Raw genomic sequence first — 21,566 nt, 5'->3', positions numbered from 1 at the left:
ACGGCTCCGACGGCTCCGACGGCTCCGACGGCTCCGACGGCTCCGACGGCTCCGACGGCTCCGACGGCTCCGACGGCTCCGTCGTCATCCGCGTGCACGACCTCCCCGCACAGACCCGGTCCTGATCTCGTGCGCTCGACTACCAGGTCCGCGAGCCGGCGGACGACGACTTCGTGCTGCTCCGCTCCCGGGACGGCCGTGCTCCGAACGCGTGGCTGGACGTCCACCCGTCGGATCGCGCGTTGCCCCCGCGCATCCACCTCGACCTGTACGCCGACGATCAGGAGGCGGAGGTCCGCCGACTCGTCGCGCTCGGAGCCCGCGTCGTCGACTGGTCGGGGCGACCGGCCGACGCGGACTACGTGATCCTCGAGGATCCCGAGGGGACGCGGTCCTGCGTCGTGGACGCGGGCGACCGGGCCGAGGAGCCCCGCGCGGCCGGTCAGGAGGCGAAGAGCGTCTCGCCCACGTAGCCGTCGCGCGTGGCACCCGGCGGCACCGCCCAGATCCCGCTGCCGACGTGACGCAGGTACTCGTTCATCGCGTCGCGGGAGAGGCTCTGCTGCACGGGGATGAACTGCGTCCGCGGGTCGCGCTGGAACGCGAGGAAGAACAGGCCCGCGTTCAGACGGCCGAGGTCGTCGTTGCCGTCGACGAAGTTGTAGCCGCGGCGGAGGAGCACCGCGCCGCCGTTGGCGTCCGGGTGCGCCAGCCGCACGTGCGACGCCGCGTCGATGAGCGGCGCGTCCGCCCGGCCCGTGGCGTGGAAGTCGGGCGGGGTGAACTCGGTGCCGCCGCTCAGCGGGGCGCCCGAGCCCTTCGTGCGGCCGACCACGCGCTCCTGCTCGCGGAGCGACGCCCGGTCCCAGGTCTCGATGGTCATGCGGATGCGGCGGGCGACGAGGTAGGAGCCGCCCCGCATCCACGCCTCGGCGGGCGCGGATCCGGCGTCGGCCCAGACGTGGTCCTCGACCTGGCGGGTGTCCTCGGACTTGACGTTCGCGGTGCCGTCCTTGAACCCGAAGAGGTTCCGCGGGGTGACCTGGGCGCGGCTCGTGGAGGACGTCCGCCCGAAGCCGAGCTGCGACCAGCGGATGGACGCCCGGCCGAACGCGATGCGGGACAGGTTCCGGACGGCGTGGACCGCGACCTGCGGGTCGTCGCTGCACGCCTGGATGCAGAGGTCGCCGCCGGTCGCCTGGGGGACGAGCGCCTCGCCGGGGAAGCGCGGCAGGTCGACCAGCGCCGCGGGACGACGGTCGGCGATGCCGAAGCGGTCGACGCCCTCGGCTGTCGTGAAGAGCGACGGGCCGAGGCCGAAGGTGATCGTGAGGCCCGACGGCGGCAGATCGAGCGCCTCGCCGGTGTCGTCCGGCGGGGCGTCGTAGGGGCCGTCGACCGCGCCGAGCGCTCCCGCGGATCCACCCGCCGTCATGCGCGCGGCCGCGGCGCTCCAGTCCTCGAGGAGGGAGACGAGGCCCGCGCGGTCGATGTCGGCGACGTCGAAGGACGCGAAGTGCAGGCGGTCCTGGGCGGGCGTGGTGATGCCAGCCTGGTGCGCGCCGTGGAACGGGTACGTGGCGCCGCCCGCCGCCTGCCGGGCGCCCGCGAAGGCGCGGTCGGCCATGACGCCGCCCGCCGCCCCGACGAGGCCCCCGCCGAGCGCACCCGCGCCGAGGAGCCCGAGGATCCCCCGGCGGGAGATGCCTGCCGACCGGGGGCCCGGTGCGGCGTCGGGCGCGGCGTGGGCCTCGGGAGCGGGTGCGGAGGGGGCCGCGGCGTCGTGGTGCGTCATCAGCCGACGAGCGCCCCGGTCAGCTTCGACAGCGGCTCGGAGAGGGCGTTGACGCCGTCGGCGAGGCCCTTGACCTGCTCCGTCGTGAGCTGGTCGTACGTGGTGAAGCCCTGCTCGAGGGAGCCGTAGGCGGCGAGGTCCTGCTCGAGGGAGGCGAACCGGGCGTCGAGCGTGGCGACGAGCTCCGGGTCCTTCGGCTCCACGATGTCGCGGACGCCCTCGTACGCGACGCGCGCGCCCTCGAGGTTGGCCTGGAAGTCCCAGAGGTCCGTGTGGGACCAGATCTCCTCCTCGCCGGTGATCTTGCCCGTGGCGACCTCGTCCATGAGGCCGACGGCCCCGTTGGAGACGGTGGAGATGTCGATGGAGAAGTCCTCGGCGTGCACCGCGTCGTAGAGGCGCTGCGTGTCGGCCGTGAGCTCCTGGGCGAAGCGGGCGCGGTCGGCGGTGCTGAGCGGCACGTAGACGTCACCGCCGTTCGCGTCGGGGGCTGGCTGCCACAGGTCCTTCTCGATGCGGTGCCATCCCGTCCACTCGGTGCCCGGCTCCACGTCGGCCTCGCGGAAGTCGATCTCGGGGTCGAGGTCGCCGAACGACTCCGCGACCGGCTCGACGCGCTCGTAGTAGGCGCGGCTGGTGGGGTACAGGGCGCGCGCCCGGTCGTCGTCGCCCGCGAGGTAGGCGTCCGCGAACTCCTGGGTGGCGGGGAGGAGCTTGCCGACCTGGTCCTTCACGTAGGCGAGGTAGGCCGCGGCGGCCTCCTGGCCCTGCTGCTCGGCGTCGCCCGCGAGCGCCACCTGCTCGCCCGTCACGGTGAAGGGCGCGCGGCCGACGCCGTCGCCGACCATGCCGGGCTTGCAGACCGTGTAGTAGTCGCCGGGCTGAGCCGTGAGCACGAGGTCGCGCTCGATGCCGGGGCTCACGTTCTCGACCTCGCCGACGATGCGCAGGCCGTCCTCGGCGAGGAGGTAGAACTCGGTGACCTGGTCGGTGGAGTTCGTGACGTGGAACGACACGGTGCCGCTCGGCGCGGTCGCGGCGGACACGGTGCACGCGTCGGCCGAGCTGTCGACCGTGAGCCGCGTCGCGCCGGAGTCCGCGGCGGCGCCGTCGCCGGCGGCTCCGGCCGGGGCGTTGGCGACGCAGCCGCTGAGGGCGAGTGCGGCGCCGGCGAGCAGGGCGGCGGCGGGGAGGGTCGAGCGCTTCATGGGTCCTCGGGGGGAGCGGGCCGGCGGGGCCGGGCGGTGGATGGATCGGAGCGGGGGAGCGGAGGGGGAGCGGGCGGAGCGTGATGGGCGGTGCGGGGGGGAGGGGGCGGACGGCTCGGGGTGCGGGGCGCTGTGGGCGCCGCGGATCAGCGGGCGACCGGGGCGTCGACGGCGGTCGGCGCGGCCGCGGCCGGCGCGGTCTCGGTCGCCACGGACGGCGCGGACGGCGCGGCGGCGGGTCGGGCGCCCCGCCCGCGCCGCGACAGCGCGAGGTACGCGGTGAGCGTCGGCACGACGTACAGGACCCACGCGATCGCCTCGAGCCAGGTGGTGGCGGGGGAGAAGTTGACGGTGCCCTTGAGGAGGGTGCCGTACCAGGACCCGGGCGGCACGGCGCCGGACACGTCGAATGCGAGCGCGCCGAGCCCCGGCAGGATGCCGGCCTCCTGGAGGTCGTGCACGCCGTACGCGAGCACGCCGCCCGCCACGACGATGAGGAGCGCGCCGGTCCAGGTGAAGAAGCGCGCGAGGTCGATGCGGAGGACCCCGCGGTACACGAGCCAGCCGAGCGCCACCGCCGTGAGGAGGCCGAGCCCCGCGCCCACCAGCGGCATCGTGGTCTCGCCGGTGGCCTGGACGGCCGACCAGAGGAACAGGGCAGTCTCGATGCCCTCGCGTCCGACCGCGAGGAACGCGACGGCGACGAGGCCCCACGCGGCGCCCGCGATGGCGCGGTCGACGGCGCCCTGCAGCTCGGAGCGCATGTCCTTCGCGGTGCGGAGCATCCAGAACACCATCCACGTGACGAGGCCCGTGGCGACGATGGACAGGGAGCCGCCGATCGCCTCCTGCGCCTCGAAGGTGAGCCCGTAGGCGCCGTAGGTGAGGACCGCGCCGACGGACAGCGCGAGGAGGACCGCGAGCGCGACGCCGAGCCAGAGGCGGCCGAGCACGTCGCGACGGCCGATCTTGACGACGTAGGCGATGAGGATGGTGACGACCAGCGCGGCCTCGAGGCCCTCGCGCAGGCCGATCAGGTAGTTCGCGAACACGCGTGCGCCTCTCCGGCGGCGGACGCGGGGGAGCGCGTCCTATTGCTCGTGGTGGGGAAATGTAGGTGAGGCTTGCCTTACCTCGTGCACAGTAGCGCGAGGGCGGGGGTGCGTCCAGTCGGCGTCCCCATGCCGCCCGCCCAGGGAGCCGCCTCCCGGGCGCGGATAGGATCGCCCGATGAGCTCCGGCACGTCCCGACGCCCCGATCGGGCCGCCCGCACCGCCCGCACCGCCCGCACCGAGCACGAGCACGTCCTCCTCGTGCACGCGCACCCCGACGACGAGAGCATCGTCACGGGCGGCACCATCGCGCGGCTCGTCCGCGACGGCGTGCCCGTCACCGTGCTCACCTGCACGCGGGGGGAGCGCGGCGAGGTCATCCCGGCGGAGCTGCGGCACCTCGAGGGCGACCTCCCGGCGCTCGCCGACCACCGCGAGACGGAGCTCGCCGAGGCCATGGCCGCCCTCGGGGTCGAGGACCACCGCTTCCTCGGCGACGCGGACGCGCGCTGGCAGGGCCTCGCGCCGCGCCGCTACGTCGACTCCGGGATGCAGTGGGGCGCCGACGGCGTGCCCGTCGCCCTGCAGCCGCTCGACCCCGACTCGCTGTGCGCCGGGGACGAGGCGGACGAGGCGCGCGACGTGCTCGCGGTCATCGCCGACGTCGACGCGACGAGCGTCATCACCTACGACGACCACGGCGGCTACGGCCACCCGGACCACGTGCGCACGCACGGGATCGCGACCTGGGCCGCCGAGGAGGCCGGGATCCCCGCCTACCTCGTCACCACGACGGCGACGTCGGCCCGCGCGGCGCACGAGGCCGTCGCCGCGCGCGGCCGGTTCCCCGCGCCGGACCCGGATCCCGCCGGTGCCCTGGTGCTGCCGGACGACGCGGTCGACGTCGTCGTGGACGCCTCCGAGGTGCTCGACCGCAAGATCCGCGCGGTCGCCGCGCACCGCACCCAGACCGTCGTCGACGGCGACCAGTTCGCGCTGTCGCACGGCGTCGGCGCCCCGGTGTCGGCGGTCGAGATGTTCCGGATCCACCGCCCCGCCGGCCGCGCGCCCGACGACGGCGCCCCCCGGCCCCCGCGCGGCGCCCAGCGCATCGGCACGGCGATCGCCGCGCTCGCGCTCGGCGTGCTCGTGGGCGCGGTCGGCACGGCCGCGCACCGCGCGACGCTGCCCGTCGGCGGCGTCGCGCTGCCCGTCGGGCTCGTGCTCGCCCTGGTGACGCTCGCCTGCCTGCTGGTCGCGTTCCGCCTGCTCCTCGTCGACCGGCTGCACGCGCTCTGCCTCGGGCTCGGCACCGTGGCCGCGGTCGCCGTGCTCGGCACGCGCGGCCCGAGCGGATCCGTGCTCTTCCCCGACGACGGGCTGAGCCAGGTGTGGTCGCTCGCGCCCGCGCTCCTCGTCGCCGCCGTCGTGGTGTGGCCGCGGTTCTCGTCGCGCGCGCCCGGCACCGGCGCGGGCCCGGACGGCGATCCCGGCGCCGGCCCCGGCGACGCCGCCCCGGCAGGGGCCGGCTCCCGCTCCGCGTAGACTCGATCGGGCCGCACCGCTCCCGGAAGGACCGCCCGAATGACCTACGTCATCGCCCTGCCCTGTGTCGACGTCAAGGACCGCGCCTGCATCGACGAGTGCCCGGTGGACTGCATCTACGAGGGCGAGCGGTCGCTCTACATCCACCCGGACGAGTGCGTCGACTGCGGGGCCTGCGAGCCGGTGTGCCCGGTCGAGGCGATCTACTACGAGGACGACCTGCCGGAGAAGTGGTCGGACTACTACACCGCCAACGTCGAGTTCTTCGCCGAGATGGGCTCGCCCGGCGGCGCCACCAAGATCGGCGTGACGCACTCCGACCACCCCGTCATCGCCGCCCTCCCGCCCCAGGCCGGCTGACGCGCATGGCCCTCGGCGAGCTCCCCGACTACCCCTGGGACCTGATGGCGCCCTACGCCGAGCGGGCGCGGCGTCACCCCGACGGGATCGTCGACCTCAGCATCGGCTCGCCCGTCGACCCGACGCCGACGCTCATCCGCGACGCGCTCGCCTGGGCGACCGACGCGCACGCGTACCCGACCACGGTCGGCACGCCCGAGCTGCGGGACGCGATGGTCGCCTGGAGCGCGCGGCGCCGCGGCGCGACGCTCGGCACCGACCAGGTGCTGCCGACCATCGGGTCGAAGGAGATGGTGGCCTGGCTGCCGTTCATGCTCGGCCTCGGCCAGGGCGACGCGGTCGTGCACCCGCGGGTCGCGTACCCCACCTACGCCATCGGCGCCGCCCTCGCGGGGGCCGACAGCGTCCCGGCCGACGACCCCGCCGACTGGCCCGAGGGCACCCGCCTCGTCTGGCTGAACTCGCCCGGCAACCCCGACGGCCGCGTGCTCGGCGTGGAGGAGCTGCGGGCCGCGGTCGCCCGCGCACGGGAGCTCGGCGCCGTCATCGCGAGCGACGAGTGCTACGCCGAGCTCGGCTGGGAGGGGGAGTGGGCCGAGGGCCCGACGCCCTCGATCCTCGACGCGCGCGTCGTCGGCGAGGACCACACAGGCGTCCTCGCGCTCTACTCGCTGAGCAAGCAGTCGAACCTCGCGGGCTACCGCGCCGCGCTCGTCGCGGGCGACCGCGAGCTCATCGCCCGCCTGATCCGCGTCCGCAAGCACGCGGGGCTCCTCCCGCCCGCGCCGCTGCAGCACGCCATGACGGTCGCGCTCGGCGACGACGCGCACGTGCGGGCGCAGCGCGAGCTCTACCGCGCGCGCCGCGGGGTGCTCCTGCCCGCGCTCGTCGACGCCGGCTGGCGCATCGACCGCAGCGAGGCGGGCCTGTACCTCTGGGCGACGCGCGGCCGGGACGCCTGGGAGGGCATCGCGGAGCTCGCCGACCTCGGGATCCTCGCGGGCCCCGGCCCCTTCTACGGCGACGCGTCGCCCGAGCACCTGCGGCTGTCCCTCACGGCCACGGACGAGCGCATCGAGGCGGCGGCGGCGCGGCTCCGCTCCGCTCCTCCCGCGTAGCACGACCTCCAACGGAACGCCCCGGATGCTGGCGGAGGCGACAGTGTCCCGGTCGGCCCTTTAGGCTGTAGTCGGTTCGGACCCGGCGTCGCGACGGCGCCATGAGCGCTCACGGCGCGGATCGGTCCGACCGATCCGACACATGACTCGAGGAGGCGCCGTGACCGATGGCGGGCAGCAGGCGGACCAGAAGCCCCAGGCGGCGGAGGAGCCGACCGCGACGCTGACGTATCCGGGCGGCCGGGTGGAGTTCCCCATCCTCCCGGCGGTCGACGGGGCCTCCAGCATCGACATCTCGACGCTCACCCGGAAGACCGGGCTCACCACCCTCGACAACGGCTTCGTCAACACCGCGTCGACCCGCTCGGCCATCACGTACATCGACGGCGAGCAGGGCATCCTCCGCTACCGCGGCTACCCGATCGAGCAGCTCGCGCGCCAGTCGAGCTACCTCGAGGTGGCCTGGCTCCTCATCCACGGCGAGCTGCCCTCGGCCGACGAGCTCGCGAAGTTCGAGGACGACATCCGCCGCCACACGCTCTTGCACGAGGACTTCAAGGGCCTGTTCCGCGCCCTGCCCACCAACGCGCACCCCATGTCGGTGCTCTCCAGCGCCGTGTCGGCGCTCTCCACCTACTACGAGGACTCGCTGAGCGTCCACGACCCCGAGCAGGTCGAGATCTCGACCCTGCGCCTGCTCGCGAAGCTGCCGGTCATCGCGGCGTACGCGCACAAGAAGAGCATCGGCCAGGCGTTCCTCTACCCGGACAACTCGCTGTCGTTCGTCGACAACTTCCTCCGCTTGAACTTCGGCAACAACGCGGAAGCGTACGAGGTGGACCCCGTGGTCAGCCGCGCGCTCGAGCGGCTGCTGATCCTGCACGAGGACCACGAGCAGAACGCGTCGACGTCGACCGTGCGGCTCGTCGGATCGACCGAGGCGAACATGTTCTCCTCCGTCTCCGCGGGCATCGGCGCGCTCTTCGGCCCGCTGCATGGCGGCGCGAACGAGGCCGTGCTCGCGATGCTCGGCCGCATCCGCGACTCCGGCGAGGGCGTCGACCGCTACGTGGAGCGCGTGAAGAACAAGGAGGACGGCGTCCGCCTCATGGGCTTCGGGCACCGCGTCTACAAGAACTTCGACCCGCGCGCCCGCCTCGTGAAGGAGAGCGCCGACGAGGTGCTGGAGGCCCTCGGCATCCAGGACCCGCTGCTCGACATCGCCAAGGAGCTCGAGGCGGTCGCTCTCGCGGACGACTACTTCATCGAGCGGAAGCTGTACCCGAACGTGGACTTCTACACGGGCGTCATCTACAAGGCGATGGGCTTCCCCACCCGCATGTTCACGGCGCTGTTCACCATCGGCCGGCTCCCCGGCTGGATCGCGCACTGGCGCGAGATGAACGAGGACCAGGCCACCAAGATCGGCCGCCCGCAGCAGCTCTACATCGGGCAGCCGGCGCGCGACCTGCCCCCGCGCGACTAGCCCCGCCCGCACGACGGGCGCTCCCGAAGAGGGGGCGTCCGCAGGGCGCCGATCCGTGTACCCGCGCGGATCGGCGACCTAGACTCATCGAACACCTGCGTTCCACCCGCCGCCCGCAACAGCCCCTGCCGTCGGTCCCGACCCGAAGAGGGGGCCATGGCCAGACGCCTGCCGTCGTCCCCGCCGGTGCTGCCGGGATTCACGTACGTGACGGTCCTCGGCAGCGGCGGCTTCGCCGACGTCTTCCTCTACGAGCAGGACATGCCGCGCCGCCAGGTCGCGGTGAAGGTCATGCTCGCGGAGATCGTGACCGACCGCCTCCGCGCCATGTTCCGCGCGGAGGCCGACCTCATGGCGCAGCTGAGCGCGCACCCGTCCGTGCTCACCGTGCACCAGGCGAGCGTCGCCGCCGACGGGCGCCCGTACCTCGTCATGGAGCTCTGCTCGTCGAGCCTCAGCGACCGGTACCGGCGCGAGCCGCTGGGCGTCGCCGAGGTGCTGCGCGTCGGGATCCGCATCGCGAGCGCCGTGGAGACCGCCCACCGTGCGGGCGTGCTCCACCGCGACATCAAGCCCGCCAACATCCTCACCACGGCCTTCGGGCACCCGGTGCTCAGCGACTTCGGCATCGCGTCGACCCTCGAGGACGCCGCCGCGACCGACGCCGTGGGCCTCTCCATCCCGTGGTCGGCGCCCGAGGTGCTGGCCGACGAGAGCCCCGGCACCGTCCGGAGCGAGGTCTGGTCGCTCGCCGCGACGGTGTACTCGCTGCTCGCCGGGCGGAGCCCCTTCGAGGTGCCGGGCGGGCAGAACGCCCCTGCGGACCTCGTGGCCCGGATCCAGCGGGCGCGTCCGCTGCCGACCGGCCGCGCCGACGTGCCGGAGCGGCTCGAGCTGGTGCTCCGCCGCGCCATGTCCCGGCAGCCGGCGGCGCGCCCCGAGTCGGCGCTCGCGTTCGTGCGCGAGCTGCAGGCCGTGGAGGCGGAGCTGCGGCTCGCGCAGACGCCGCTCGAGGTCGCGAGCGAGGAGTGGGCGTCCGCCGTCGCCGCGGGCGTCGACGAGGACGACGACCCCACGCGCGTGCGCGGCATCGTGCAGGTGGATCCCGGCACGACGGGCCCCCGCGGCACGGCCGGCGTGCGCCGCGCGCGGCGGAGGGCGGCCCCGTCGTCGGCCCGCGCGACCGGCCCCGGGGCGCGGCCCGGCGCCGTCGCCCGATCCGGCGCCGTGGCCACGGCCTCCGCCTCCGACCCGGTGCGCGCGGGATCCGTCTCGACGACCCTCGGCCGCTCCGGATCCGGGCCGGTGGGCGCGTCCGTCCCCGGGCGGCACTCCGTCGCGGGCCGGCCCGGCTTCCTCGCGCGGCACCGCATCGCGCTCATCGCGGCCGCCTCCGGCGCGGTCGTCGCGAGCGTGCTCGTCGGGGTGCTGCTCGGCGGCACCGGCGGGGGGACGGCGCCCGGCGACATCCCCGTCGTGGGCGAGATCCAGGCGTCCGGCACGGCCGACGGCGTCCTGTTCTCCTGGCGCGACCCCGGGCTCGGCGCCGACGACGCGTACCAGGTGGTCCGCGACGGCGGGCTGCCGAGCACGCAGCGCGACACCACCTTCCGGGTGGCCACGGGCGCCGCCGGCGCGGGAGACCGCGCGTGCATCCGCGTGACGGTCACGCGCGACGGCATCGCCGGGGAGGCGTCGACCGAGAAGTGCGCGGAGCTGCCGCGATGATCCGGGACTGGATCCGCCGCCACCGCCAGGCGGCGACGACCGTCACGGGCGGCGCCGTCGTGCTCGCCCTCCTCACGGGGTTCGCGCTCGTCAGCGACGGCTACGACGCGCAGCGCGTCGACCTCGACGACGGGTCCGTGTGGGTCGTGAACTCCGCGCAGCAGGCCATCGGCCGCGCGAACACCTCCGTGCTCGAGCTCGACAGCGTCGTCGACTCGCGCAGCGAGGACATCGACGTGCTCCAGGCCGGATCCACCGTGCTGCTCGCCGACCGCGGGAGCTCCCGCCTCGACGTGGTGGACGACGCGACGAGCGAGGTCGTGGACACCGCGCCGCTGCCCGCGGGCGCCGAGGTCATGCTCGCGGGATCCCGCGCCGCGATCCTCGTGCCCGCCACCGGCCAGCTGTGGCTCGTGCCCGTCGCCGGCCTCTCCGCCTTCGACGCGGCCGGCGCCCCCACGCTCATGCTCGGCGCCGACGCGGTGGCGTCCATGGGCGACGACGGGACGCTGCTCGTGTACTCCGCGGCGACGGGGACGCTGTCGCGCATCCCGGCCGCCACGGACGACACCGTGCAGGAGACCGTGGACGTGGGCCGCGTGGGCGCGCCCGCGGCGGCCGAGGAGGCCGCGGGCGACCCGGCCGCCGATCCCGCCACCGCGCTCGCGGGCGAGACGGTCGCCGCGGGCGACGCCGGTCGCCCCGCGGGGCAGCGGCTCGCGCTCACGGCCGTCGACGGACACTGGGCCCTCTACGACGCCGATGCCCGGGCGCTGCTCGTCGACGGGCGCACGGTCGACCTCTCGGGCGCCGTCGCGGCGGACGCCCGCGTCGCCCTGCAGCGCGCGTCCGGGGACGGATCCAGCGTGCTGATCGCGCACACGGGCGGGCTCGTGGAGGTGCCCGTCGCGGGCGGCGACCCCGTCGTCGTGCCCGGCGGCGGCCGCGGCGATCCCGCGCGGCCCGTGCGCGTCGACGGCTGCGAGCACGCGGGCTGGACGGACGGCTCCGGGTGGCAGCGCTGCCCCGGCGCCGCCGGCACCACCGCCGCGCTCGCGTCCATGCCCGCGCAGGCATCCCTCCGCTTCCTCGTGGACGGCGCGCGCGTCGTGCTCAACGACGTGCGCGGCGGGGCGGCGTGGGCGGTCCAGCAGGGCGCGGGCCTCATCGACAACTGGTCGGACCTCATCGACCGCGACCGCTCCGACACCGTCGTGGAGCAGAACACCGCGGACACCCCGCCCGAGATGGACCGCGTGCAGCAGCCGCCCGTCGCCGTCGACGACGAGCTCGGTGCCCGTCCCGGGCGGACGACCGCGCTGCCCGTGCTCCTCAACGACCACGACCCCAACGGCGACGTGCTCGTGATCGACTCCGTGACGCCCGTCGACGCGGAGGTCGGCGTGGTCGACGTCGTGGACGAGGGCCAGGGGCTCCAGCTGGCGCTCGCCCCCTCCGCGTCCGGCACCGTGCGGTTCTCCTACGTGATCAGCGACGGGCGCGGCGGCACCGCCACCGCCGACGTGCGCGTCGCCGTGCGCACCGCCGAGGAGAACGCGCCGCCCGTGCAGGCGCAGCCCGCCACCGGCACGGTCGCCGAGGGCGCTCGCCTGCAGACGGACGTGCTGGGCGGCTGGTACGACCCCGACGGCGACCCGATGTACCTGACGCGCGCCAGCGTCGCCGCGCCCGACGCCGTGAGCTGGAAGCCCGAGGGCCGCGTCGTCTACACGGACGCGGGGGCCGGGGGCGACACCCGCACCGTCGCGCTGCAGGTGTCCGACGGGCGCGAGGAGGGATCCGGCGAGCTCGTCGTCACCGTGCGCCGCGCCGGCGACGTGCCGCTCGTGGCCGAGGGCTTCGTGGTGCAGGCGTCGCTCGGGCGGGAGATCACCGTGGAGCCGCTCACGCACGCGCGCGGAGGGAATGGGGCGATCCGCCTGGCCGCCGTGCCCGCGCGCGCCGGCGTGGTGATCACGCCCGACCTCGAGGCCGGCACCTTCCGCCTGCAGGGCGGCCAGGCGGGCACGCACCTGCTCGAGTACACGGTGACCGACGGGCAGACCACCGCGACCGGCGTCGTGCGCGTGGAGGTGCGCGGCGCGCCCGCGTCCGACGGCCGTCCCGTCACCGTGCCGCACACCGTGTTCGTGCGGGCGCTGCAGGCGACGGACGTGGACGTCCTCGCGACCGACTTCGACCCCGCGGGCGGGGTGCTCGTGATCACCGACGCGGCCTCGCCGGGCGACGCCGTGGGCGTGCGCGCGGAGGTCGTCGGGCAGCGGCTCGTGCGGATCAGCCTCACGCGTCCGCTCGACGGGCCGGTGGACGTCGAGTACCGGGTGAGCAACGGCGTCGCGGAGGCGACGGGCGTCATCACCGTCATCGAGGTGCCCGAGCCCGCCGTGCGCCAGCCGCCCGTCGCGACCGACGACCGCGTGGCCGTGCGCGTGGGCGACGCGGTCGACATCCCCGTGCTCGCGAACGACGAGCAGCCCGACGGCGACCGGCTGCGCCTCGACCCCGTGCTCGTCGACCCGCTCCCCGAGGGCGCCGGCCTCCTCTTCGCGAGCGAGGACCGGCTCCGCTACCTCGCCCCCGACCGCACGGGCGACTACACGGCCGTCTACCGCGCGGTCGCGCCCGACGGCCAGTGGGCGACCGCGACCCTCACCGTCTCCGTGCGCGAGGCCGACGTCGCGACCAACGCCGCGCCCGTGCCGCGGCCGCTCACCGCGCGCGTGCTGGCGGGGGAGACCGTGCGGATCCCCGTGCCGCTCACCGGCATCGACCCCGACGGCGACTCCGTGCGCCTCCTCGGGCAGGACACCGGTCCCGAGAAGGGCCAGGTCACCGAGGTGGGGCCGGACTGGATCGACTACCAGGCGGGCGACTACTCCACCGGCACCGACGCGTTCGCGTACGCCGTGGTCGACGGGCTGGGCGCGCGCGCGACCGGCACCGTCCGCGTGGGCATCAGCCCCCGCGTCGAGGGCGCGCGGAACCCGGTCGCGACGGCCGACACCGTGACCGTCCGCCCGGGCCGCGTCCTCCGCGTGCAGGTGCTCGCGAACGACACGGATCCCGACGGCGGCGCCCTCTCGCTCGTGTCGGTGCAGCCGCAGGAGGCGGGCCTCGTCGCGGGGCTCGACGGCGACACGGTCCGCGTCGTCGCCCCCGATGCCGCCGGCCGCTACGGCTTCGTCTACGGGGTGCGGAACGCGCGCGGCGGCACCGACGAGGCGTTCCTCACCGTGATCGTGGATCCCGCCGCGCCGCCCACGCGCCCCGTCGCCCGCGACACCGTGCTGCAGCTCTCCGACGTGCTCGACCGGTCGAGCGTCGACGTCGACGTCATGCGCAGCGTGTTCTCGGCGGAGGGCGACGTGTCGGCGCTCGTGCTGGGCGTCGGCGCGGGCTACGAGGACGTGGCGAGCGTGACCGCGGACGGCCGGATCCGGGTCGAGGTCGGCGACGAGCGCCGCATCGTGCCGTTCACGGTGGCGCAGCCGGACGACCCGTCGATCTCCGCCACCGCGTTCATCTGGGTGCCCGGCTTCGAGGACACCCTGCCGCAGCTGCGCGTCGGCCAGCCCCGGCCCACCGTCCCGAGCGGCGAGCGGCTCGTGGTGGACCTGGAGGACCAGGTGGTCGCGGCCGGGGGCCGCGCGGTGCGCATCGCCGACCCGAACTCCCTCTCGGCCACGCACGCGGACGGGCCGGTGGAGCTCGTGGACGAGGACACCATCGCGTACCGGAGCGAGCCCGGGTACTTCGGACCGGCGGCGATCTCCTTCACGGTGACCGACGGATCCGGCGCCGACGGCGGGCGCACCGCCGCGCTCGTGCTGCCGATCACCGTGACGCCCACCGAGAACCAGCCGCCCGTGTTCACGGGCGCGGTCATCGACCTGGAGCCCGGCCAGTCGAAGGACGTCGACCTCGGCCGCCTCACCACCTACCCGTACCAGGACGACCGCGGTCAGCTGTCGTTCGCGGTCGAGGGCATGGTCGCCGACGGGTTCCGCGCGACGGTCGACGGCGGCACGCTGCGCATCTCCGCCGAGGAGGGCGTCGCGACGGGCCGGGCCGCGTCGTTCCCCGTGAGCGTCCGCGACGCGACGCAGACCGGCCGGGCGGGCCGCGTGGACCTCCGGGTCGTGCCCTCGACGCGCCCGCTCCCGCAGCCCGCGACCGACGTGGGGTCGGTGACGCGCGGATCCACCACCGTCATCGACGTGCTCGCCAACGACCAGGCCGGGAACCCGTTCCCGGGCACCCCGCTGACGGTCGCGTCCATCCGCGGCGCCGACGGCGCGAGCCTCCCGGAGGGCGTCACCGTCACGCCCTCCGCCGACCGCGCGACGCTCGCGGTCTCCGCGTCGGCCGACGCCGCGCCGGGCGACGTCCGCGTGCAGTACGAGGTGCGCGACGCCACCGGCGACCCGGGCCGCGCCGCGTTCGGCACGGTCGTCATCAGCGTGCAGGACCGGCCGGGACCCGTCTCGGCCCTCCGCGCCTCGGGCTTCGCCGACCGCTCCCTCACGGTGGCGTTCGAGCCGGGCGCGTTCAACGGCTCGCCCATCACCGGGTACCAGGTGCGCGTCCTCCGCGGCGGGACCGCGACCGCGACCATCACCTGCCCGTCGACCACCTGCACGGTCCCGACGCCCGGCAACGGCCCGTCGGACGCCGTGGAGGTCGAGGTCCAGGCGGTGAACGGCGTCGGGGCGTCCGATCCCGTGTCCCTGGCCGGGCTCTGGTCGGACGTCCTCCCGGCGGCGCCCGCCGGCCTGACGACCGAGCCGCTCGTCGACGGGCTGCGCGTCTCCTGGCAGCCCTCCGCGGTGCCGTCCTCGTCGAGCCCCGTCACCCAGCACGTCGTGACCGTGGGCGGCGTCACGCGCCAGGTCGCCGCCGACGCCACGAGCGTGGAGGTCCGGGACCCGTCGCTCGTCCCCGAGGTGCCCGTCGCGGTCTCCGTCGCGGCCCGCAACAGCGCGCAGGTGCAGGACGCGTCCGCGTGGCTCGCCGCCACCGCCACGGGCACGCCGCGCGCGGCGCCGACCGCCACCGGCGCGCCCACCGCCACCCCCGACGCGGGCGACGAGACGCGCGTCACGGTGTCGTGGCCCGCGTTCCAGGGTCCGGGCGTCGACGGGATCCGCTACCTCGTGGCCGCGTACGCCCCCGGGTCCGCGCCCGGCTGCACCGTCGCGACCGAGGGCGCGTCGCCGTGGTCGCCCGAGCACGGCCCCGCGGTCGACGTGGGCGCCGCCACCAGCCACGTGTTCACGGGCCTCGCCCCGGACCAGCCGGTCGCCTTCGCCGTGCTCGCGGCCAACAGCCAGGGCTGCACGGTCGTCGAGGCCGGCCAGCTCACGCCGCGCACCGCGCCCTCCACGCCCGTCGTGACCGTCTCCCTGCCGGACCGCGACCGGGGCAGCGACGGCGTATTCCGCGCGGTCCTCGCCGACGCGCGCTACCGCCCGGGGAACGCCCAGGCCTCCGCGCAGCTCCTCTACCGCGTCGACGGGCAGGGCGACGGCGTGCCCGTCGGCGTCGGGCAGGCCCTCACGCTGCCGCGCACGGGCGTCGGCGCGAGCATCCAGGTGCGCGTCGTCGAGGACAGCGGCGACGGCCGGCCGCGCTCGAGCGGCTGGTCGGATCCGGTCGACGCCGGCACCGCCGTGGACGCCCGCGCGGGCGAAGTGCAGTTCGCGACCGACGCGGCGGGCGGCACTACCGTCTCCTGGACCTCCACCCCCACGGCGGCGGGCCCCGGCGCGCGCGTCGGGGCGGGCGGCGGCTACGCGCGGAGCGAGCTGCGCTGCGGCGGCCAGGGCGCCTGGACCGACGCGTCGTCCGGTGCCGCCGGCTCCTGCGCGATCCCCGCGACCGGCGAGCGGATCCTCGAGGTGCGCGTGACCGCCAACTCGGGCACCCTGTACACGTACGCCCACCGCGGATGACGGCCGGACCCGCGGCCCGCACGCCGGAGACGGCGGCCGCACCCGAGAGGCACGCCCCCATGACGATGACCGCCGACGAGGCCCGCGCCTTCCAGGACGAGTTCGCGCGCCTGGTGCGCAGCGTGGAGCAGGTGCTGCTCGGCAAGTCGCACGTGGTGCGGCTGGCCTTCACGGCCATGGTCACGGGCGGGCACCTCCTCCTCGAGGACGTGCCGGGCACGGGCAAGACCTCGCTCGCGCGCGCCATGGCCCAGACCGTCGACGGGACCCACAGCCGGGTGCAGTTCACGCCGGACGTGCTGCCCGGCGACATCACGGGCGTCAGCGTCTACGACCAGCGGACGGGCGAGTTCGAGTTCCACCGCGGTCCCGTGTTCGCGAGCATCGTGCTGGCCGACGAGATCAACCGCGCGAGCCCGAAGACCCAGTCGGCGCTCCTCGAGGTGATGGAGGAGGGCCGCGTCACGGTCGACGGCACGCCGCACGACGTGGGCGAGCCGTTCATGGTCATCGCCACGCAGAACCCCGTCGAGCAGGCGGGCACGTACGCGCTGCCCGAGGCGCAGCTCGACCGCTTCCTGCTGCGCACCTCGATCGGGTACCCCGACCACGAGTCGATGCTGCGGATCCTGCAGGGCTCGGCCGTGAGCGCCCACGACGTGACCCTCGAGCCCGTCGCCTCGGCCGCGGCCGTGCGGGCGATGCAGGAGCGCGCGCAGACCGTGCACGTGGATCCCGCGGTGGCGGACTACGTCGTCCGCCTCGTCGACGCGACCCGCACGGCGCCCGAGGTGCGGCTCGGCGCGAGCGTCCGGGGCGCCCTCGCGCTGCTGCGCGCGTCGCGCACCTGGGCCGCCGCCGACGGCCGGCACTACGTGGTGCCGGACGACGTGAAGGCGCTCGCCGAGCCCGTGCTCGCGCATCGCCTGCTGCTGGATCCCGAGGCCGAGTTCGACGGGGTCACGACCACCAGCGTGCTGTCGCAGATCCTCATCGAGACCGCGCCGCCGCGCGACCGGCACCCGGGGGCGCCGTCCGCGGGCGGCGCCGACGCCGCGGGCGCGCGGCCGGCCGGATGAGCGGGGCCGGGTCGCGCGGCCCGGCCGGCGTCCCCGTCCCCGCCGACGCCCGTCCCGTCCCGGACGGACCGCTCCCCGTCGGCGCTCCGGACGCCGGACCGCCGGTCGCCGCCGGCCCGCGGCGCGCGGTCCTGGCGCGCCTGGTCGCCGTCGTCACGCCGCTCGGTCGGGTCGTGGCGGTCGCCGCGGTCGTCGCGGGCGCGGCCGGCTACGCCCTCGGCTGGCGCGAGCTCGTCGCGGTCGCGTGGACCGCCGCGGCGCTGTGGGTCATCGCGCTCCTGCACCTCGTCGGCTCCGCGGGCGTGGAGGTGTCGCTGCGCCTGCCGCGGGACCGGGTCGTCGCGGGGGAGCGCGCGCCCGCGACCGTCGCCGTGCGGAACCCGCTGCGGCGCCGGGCGGTGGGGCTCACGGTCGAGGTGCCGGTCGGATCCGGGCTCGCCGAGATCCACGTGCCCTCCCTCGCGCACGGGCACTCCCACGAGGACGTCTTCGTGGTGCCCACCTCGCGGCGCGGCGTCATCGCGCTCGGCCCCGCCCGCATCGTCCGCGGCGACCCGATCGGGCTGGTGCGCCGCGAGTCGACCGAGGCGGCGGCCACCCGGCTGCTCGTGCACCCCCGGACCATCGCGATGCCGAGCACGAGCACGGGGTTCGTCCGCGACCTCGAGGGCCGCGCCACGCGCGACCTCACCGACAGCGACGTCTCGTTCCAGTCCCTCCGCGAGTACGTGCCGGGCGACGCCGTGCGCCACATCCACTGGCGCTCCACCGCGAAGACCGGCGTGCACATGGTGCGGCGGTTCGAGGAGACGCGACGGAGCCACATCATGGTCGCGCTGTCGCTGAGCGCCGACGACTACGGGGACCGCGACGCGGCGGAGGGGACGGGATCGCTGCCGGCGTCGGCGTCGGGCGCGGCCGGCGCCGGGCCGGCCCCCGGCGGTGACGCGGCGTTCCCGGCGGGCGGCACCACCGTGGCCGCGGGCCGCGAGGCCGGACGGGTCCCCGGGTCCACCGCCGACGCCGAGTTCGAGCTGGCGGTGAGCGTCGTGGGATCCCTGGGCGCGCGCGCCATCGTAGAGGCGCGCACCGTCTCGGTCGTCGCCAGCGCCGACCGCGCCGCCGGCCGGGTGCGCGCCCGCCGCCTGCCGACGCTGCCCGCGCTGCCGGGCCTCGCCCGCACGGCCGCCCGCTCGGCCGGTCCCGGATCCCGCACCACGCGCCTGCGCCGCCTCGCCACCGTCACGCGCGAGCGGCTCCTCGACGACCTGGCCGAGATCGGCGCGTCCGAGCGCGCGGCCCCGCTCGGGGAGCTCGCGCGCGCCGCGGCCGACGAGGTCGCGGGGGTCTCCGTCGTGTTCCTCGTCTGCGGCACGGGCGCCGCTCCCGCCGCGATCCGCTCGGCCGCCGTCGGCTTCCCGCCGGGCGTGCAGGTGGTCGCGGTCGTGTGCGACCCCGAGGTCGAGCCCGGCCTCCGGCGGCTCGGCGCGCTGTCCGTCCTCACCATCGGCTACCTCGATGACCTGCGCGTGGCCCTGCAGAAGGGCGCGACGTGAGCGCGTCGGGCGGGTCCGGGGACGCAGGCGGATCCGGCGTCCCCGGCCGGGCCGACGGTCGGCCCGCGTCCGGGCGGCGCGCGGCCGTCGCGGAGCCCCGCGGGTCCGCTCGCTCCCGCGGAGGCGCAGGCGGACGCGGCGGCGGCCGACGCGGTGGCGCCCGTGCCGGCGTCCCGGCGGGCTCCCGCGACCCCGGCCGCACCGTCGTCCCCGTCCTCGCGATCGCCCTGCTCACCGCCCTCGCCGCGGCCGCGTTCTGGCCCGTGTACCGCGACGCGTCGTTCGTCCGGATGGCGGTCGTCACCCTGGCCGTCGGCGCGCTCATCGCCGTCGCCGGCGCCCGGCTCCGCTGGGGCAGCGCGGTGGTCGCGGGCGCGGTCCTCGTCGCGTTCCTCGCGCTCGGGGTGCCCCTCGCGGTGCCGACGGGCGCCGCCGACGGCTGGCGCCCCACGCTCGCGGGCCTCGGCGAGCTGGTCGAGGGCGCGTCCCTCGGGATCCTCCGCCTGCTCACCATCGCGCTCCCCGTCGGCGACTACCAGGCCCTCCTCGTGCCGGCGTTCGCGCTCGTGCTGCTGGGGTCGGTGGTCGGCGTCACGGTCGCGCTGCGCTCCCGGCGGCCCGAGCTCGCCGTGATCCCGTCCCTCGTGATCCTCGTCGCCGCGGCCGCCCTGGGCCCGGACCGCAGCCAGGGCCCCGACGCGCCCGACGCCTCGGGCCTCCTCGTGCCCGTCTCCCTGGCCTGGCTCGCGACGGCGCTGCTCTGGATGGCGCGCTGCCGCTGGCGCCGCCGGCACCGCGCCGTCCGCCGCCTCGGCCGGCAGTCGGGCATGCCGGTGGAGTCCGCGGCCGACCGCCGCCGCTCGGGCGCGCGCGCCGGGACCGCGGCCGCCGCGGTGCTGGCGGTCGCGCTCGCGGCGGGCGTCGCGGCCACCGCCGCCGCCCCGCCCGAGGTCGCCCGCACCGCGCTCCGCTCCACCGTCGAGCAGCCCTTCGACCCGCGGGAGCAGGTCAGCCCCCTCTCGTCCTTCCGCACGTACTGGAAGGCCCCGGCCGTCGACGACACCCTGTTCCGCGTCTCCGGCCTGCCCGCCGGCGGTCGTGTGCGCCTCGCGGCGCTCGACACGTACGACGGCGTCGTCTACGGCGTGGGCGGCGCCCGCGGCAGCGTCGACGCGTCCCGCACCGGGCAGGCCTCGGGGACGTTCGCGCGCGTGCCGTACCGGCTCGACCAGACCGGCGTCGCGGGCGACGACGTCACGCTGGACGTCGTCATCGGCTCCTACCGCGGCGTCTGGCTGCCGGGCGCCGGGCGCCTCGACCGCATCGGGTTCGCCGGCGACGACGGCGGACGCCTCGCCGACTCGTTCTACTACGACGACGCGACGGCGACGGGCGCGGTGATCGGCGGGCTCACGGAGGGCGACGCCTACGAGATCGAGGCCGTCGTGGCCTCCACGCCCCCGCTCGCGGCGCTGGCCGACGAGCGCCCGGGCGACGCGGTGGCCCCGCGGCCCACGGGCGTGCCCGACGAGATCCAGGCGCAGGTGCAGGCGTCGACCGCCGCGCCCGACGGGGCGACCTCGGGCGGAGCCGACGCGCGCACCGGCGCATCGGCCTCGCCGGGCGCGCAGCTCGTCGCCGCGATCTCCGCCCTGCGCGCCGACGGCTACGTCAGCCACGGCGTGGGCGACGCGCCGTTCAGCAGGTCCGGCCACTCCGCCGAGCGGATCGCCGACCTCCTCACCACCCGCCCCATGCTCGGCGACGCCGAGCAGTACGCGGTCGCGGCCGCCCTCATGGCCGACGAGCTCGGCTTCCCCGTGCGCGTCGTGATGGGCTTCGCCCCGGGCGAGGACGCCGTGCGCGCCGCGGAGGGCGGGCCGGTCGCCGTCACGGGCTCCGACGTCACAGCGTGGATCGAGGTCGACACGGCGTCCTCCGGCTGGGTCGCGGTGGATCCGAACCCGCCCGTCCGCGACGTCCCCGACGCCCTGCCCGACGAGCCCACCGAGGTCGCCCGCCCCCAGACCGTGCTGCCCCCGCCCGTGGAGGAGCAGGTCGAGCCCGAGGACCGCACGCCCCCGGACGCGAGCCGCGACGACCGGCCCGAGGTCGATCCGGCGCTCCAGGCGGTCCTCGCCGCCGTCCGCGTGGCCGGGTGGTCGCTGCTCGCGCTCGGCCTCGCCGCATCGCCGTTCCTCGCGGTCGTCGGCGCCAAGGTCCGGCGTCGGCACCGTCGTCGCCGAGCGGCGGCCGCGCGCGACCGCGTCGGCGGCGCGTGGGACGAGTTCCGCGACGGGGCCCTGGACCGCGGGCTCGTCCCTCCCGTCGCGGCCACCCGCCGCGAGGTGGCGCGGCTCGCGCGGGTGGGCGGCGCGCGGGGGCTCGCGGACGTCGCCGACCGGGCGGCCTTCGCGCCCGGCGAGGTGCCGGACCCGCTGGCCGACGCCGCGTGGCGCCGCGTCGAGGAGCTGGTCGCGCGCATGGACGCCGGCCGGACCCGGAGGCAGCGGCTGCGCGCGTCGGTGTCGCTCGCGTCGCTGCGGCGCGCGCGGGAGCCGCGCGGTGCGCGGGATGCCGGGCGGTCGCGCGGCCGCTGACGCCTCCCCAGGTCGCGTCCGCGCCCAGCGTCCCCGTCCCGGGCGGATCCCCGCGCGCGGCGGGCC

The 21,566-nt window shown here is 76.4% G+C and carries 12 protein-coding genes and 1 pseudogene; 10 read left to right on the top strand and 3 right to left on the bottom strand.

Features of this window, described 5'->3' with window-relative positions; genetic code table 11:
- Window positions 1–137: 137 nt before the first annotated feature.
- Window positions 138–473 (top strand): annotated as a pseudogene (locus AC07VC_RS07655) (VOC family protein); the annotation flags it as partial.
- Here AC07VC_RS07655 and efeB read toward each other — a convergent pair.
- The 3 genes from efeB to efeU form a co-directional block, all read right to left on the bottom strand.
- The gene (gene efeB / locus AC07VC_RS07650) at window positions 443–1,795 is read right to left on the bottom strand and encodes an iron uptake transporter deferrochelatase/peroxidase subunit (protein ID WP_494676256.1); all 1,353 of its coding nucleotides are present in this window, start codon (window positions 1,793–1,795) and stop codon (window positions 443–445) included. The pseudogene AC07VC_RS07655 and the gene efeB sit on opposite strands and share 31 nt — an antisense overlap.
- Window positions 1,795–3,003 (bottom strand): iron uptake system protein EfeO, encoded by a 1,209-nt coding sequence (gene efeO / locus AC07VC_RS07645; RefSeq protein WP_494676255.1) that lies wholly within the window; start codon window positions 3,001–3,003, stop codon window positions 1,795–1,797. The genes efeB and efeO overlap by 1 nt, the downstream gene beginning before the upstream one ends.
- A 146-nt stretch (window positions 3,004–3,149) precedes the next feature.
- On the bottom strand, window positions 3,150–4,055 hold the full coding sequence (gene efeU / locus AC07VC_RS07640) for an iron uptake transporter permease EfeU (RefSeq protein ID WP_494676254.1): 906 nt from the start codon (window positions 4,053–4,055) through the stop codon (window positions 3,150–3,152).
- Between the two features lie 178 nt (window positions 4,056–4,233).
- On the opposite strand from efeU, the gene AC07VC_RS07635 reads away from it, so the two are divergent.
- From AC07VC_RS07635 to AC07VC_RS07595, 9 genes are all read left to right on the top strand, one after another.
- A complete protein-coding gene (locus AC07VC_RS07635; protein WP_494676253.1) occupies window positions 4,234–5,601 on the top strand; it encodes a PIG-L family deacetylase in 1,368 nt (455 codons plus the stop codon).
- A gap of 39 nt (window positions 5,602–5,640) precedes the next feature.
- Entirely contained in the window at window positions 5,641–5,961 is a 321-nt protein-coding gene (gene fdxA, locus AC07VC_RS07630; protein WP_094116300.1) for a ferredoxin, read from the top strand.
- A gap of 5 nt (window positions 5,962–5,966) precedes the next feature.
- The gene (gene dapC / locus AC07VC_RS07625; protein ID WP_494676252.1) at window positions 5,967–7,079 is read left to right on the top strand and encodes a succinyldiaminopimelate transaminase; all 1,113 of its coding nucleotides are present in this window, start codon (window positions 5,967–5,969) and stop codon (window positions 7,077–7,079) included.
- A gap of 160 nt (window positions 7,080–7,239) precedes the next feature.
- A complete protein-coding gene (locus AC07VC_RS07620; protein ID WP_494676251.1) occupies window positions 7,240–8,565 on the top strand; it encodes a citrate synthase in 1,326 nt (441 codons plus the stop codon).
- 156 nt (window positions 8,566–8,721) lie between these two features.
- Window positions 8,722–10,293, top strand: a complete 1,572-nt coding sequence (locus tag AC07VC_RS07615; RefSeq protein ID WP_494676250.1) for a serine/threonine-protein kinase — start codon at window positions 8,722–8,724, stop codon at window positions 10,291–10,293.
- Window positions 10,290–16,265, top strand: a complete 5,976-nt coding sequence (locus AC07VC_RS07610; RefSeq protein WP_494676249.1) for an Ig-like domain-containing protein — start codon at window positions 10,290–10,292, stop codon at window positions 16,263–16,265. Before AC07VC_RS07615 ends, AC07VC_RS07610 begins: the two co-directional genes overlap by 4 nt.
- A gap of 59 nt (window positions 16,266–16,324) precedes the next feature.
- Window positions 16,325–17,344: an AAA family ATPase gene (locus AC07VC_RS07605; RefSeq protein ID WP_494676248.1), complete on the top strand. Its 1,020-nt coding sequence runs from the start codon at window positions 16,325–16,327 to the stop codon at window positions 17,342–17,344.
- Window positions 17,341–18,900 (top strand): DUF58 domain-containing protein, encoded by a 1,560-nt coding sequence (locus AC07VC_RS07600; protein ID WP_494676247.1) that lies wholly within the window; start codon window positions 17,341–17,343, stop codon window positions 18,898–18,900. Before AC07VC_RS07605 ends, AC07VC_RS07600 begins: the two co-directional genes overlap by 4 nt.
- The gene (locus AC07VC_RS07595; protein ID WP_494676246.1) at window positions 18,897–21,500 is read left to right on the top strand and encodes a transglutaminase family protein; all 2,604 of its coding nucleotides are present in this window, start codon (window positions 18,897–18,899) and stop codon (window positions 21,498–21,500) included. Before AC07VC_RS07600 ends, AC07VC_RS07595 begins: the two co-directional genes overlap by 4 nt.
- Window positions 21,501–21,566: the final 66 nt, after the last annotated feature.

Source organism: Clavibacter sp. GW821-FHT01D01, assembly GCF_059422605.1.
This window is presented reverse-complemented; position numbering and strand designations above follow the sequence as displayed.

What these genes read in the sequence shown, in the direction of transcription:
- efeB (WP_494676256.1), bottom strand. Translation starts at nt 1,795, where the DNA reads ATGACGCACCACGACGCCGCGGCCCCCTCCGCACCCGCTCCCGAGGCC.
- efeO (WP_494676255.1), bottom strand. Translation starts at nt 3,003, where the DNA reads ATGAAGCGCTCGACCCTCCCCGCCGCCGCCCTGCTCGCCGGCGCCGCA.
- AC07VC_RS07635 (WP_494676253.1), top strand. Translation starts at nt 4,234, where the DNA reads ATGAGCTCCGGCACGTCCCGACGCCCCGATCGGGCCGCCCGCACCGCC.
- fdxA (WP_094116300.1), top strand. Translation starts at nt 5,641, where the DNA reads ATGACCTACGTCATCGCCCTGCCCTGTGTCGACGTCAAGGACCGCGCC.
- dapC (WP_494676252.1), top strand. Translation starts at nt 5,967, where the DNA reads ATGGCCCTCGGCGAGCTCCCCGACTACCCCTGGGACCTGATGGCGCCC.
- AC07VC_RS07615 (WP_494676250.1), top strand. Translation starts at nt 8,722, where the DNA reads ATGGCCAGACGCCTGCCGTCGTCCCCGCCGGTGCTGCCGGGATTCACG.
- AC07VC_RS07610 (WP_494676249.1), top strand. Translation starts at nt 10,290, where the DNA reads ATGATCCGGGACTGGATCCGCCGCCACCGCCAGGCGGCGACGACCGTC.
- AC07VC_RS07605 (WP_494676248.1), top strand. Translation starts at nt 16,325, where the DNA reads ATGACGATGACCGCCGACGAGGCCCGCGCCTTCCAGGACGAGTTCGCG.
- AC07VC_RS07600 (WP_494676247.1), top strand. Translation starts at nt 17,341, where the DNA reads ATGAGCGGGGCCGGGTCGCGCGGCCCGGCCGGCGTCCCCGTCCCCGCC.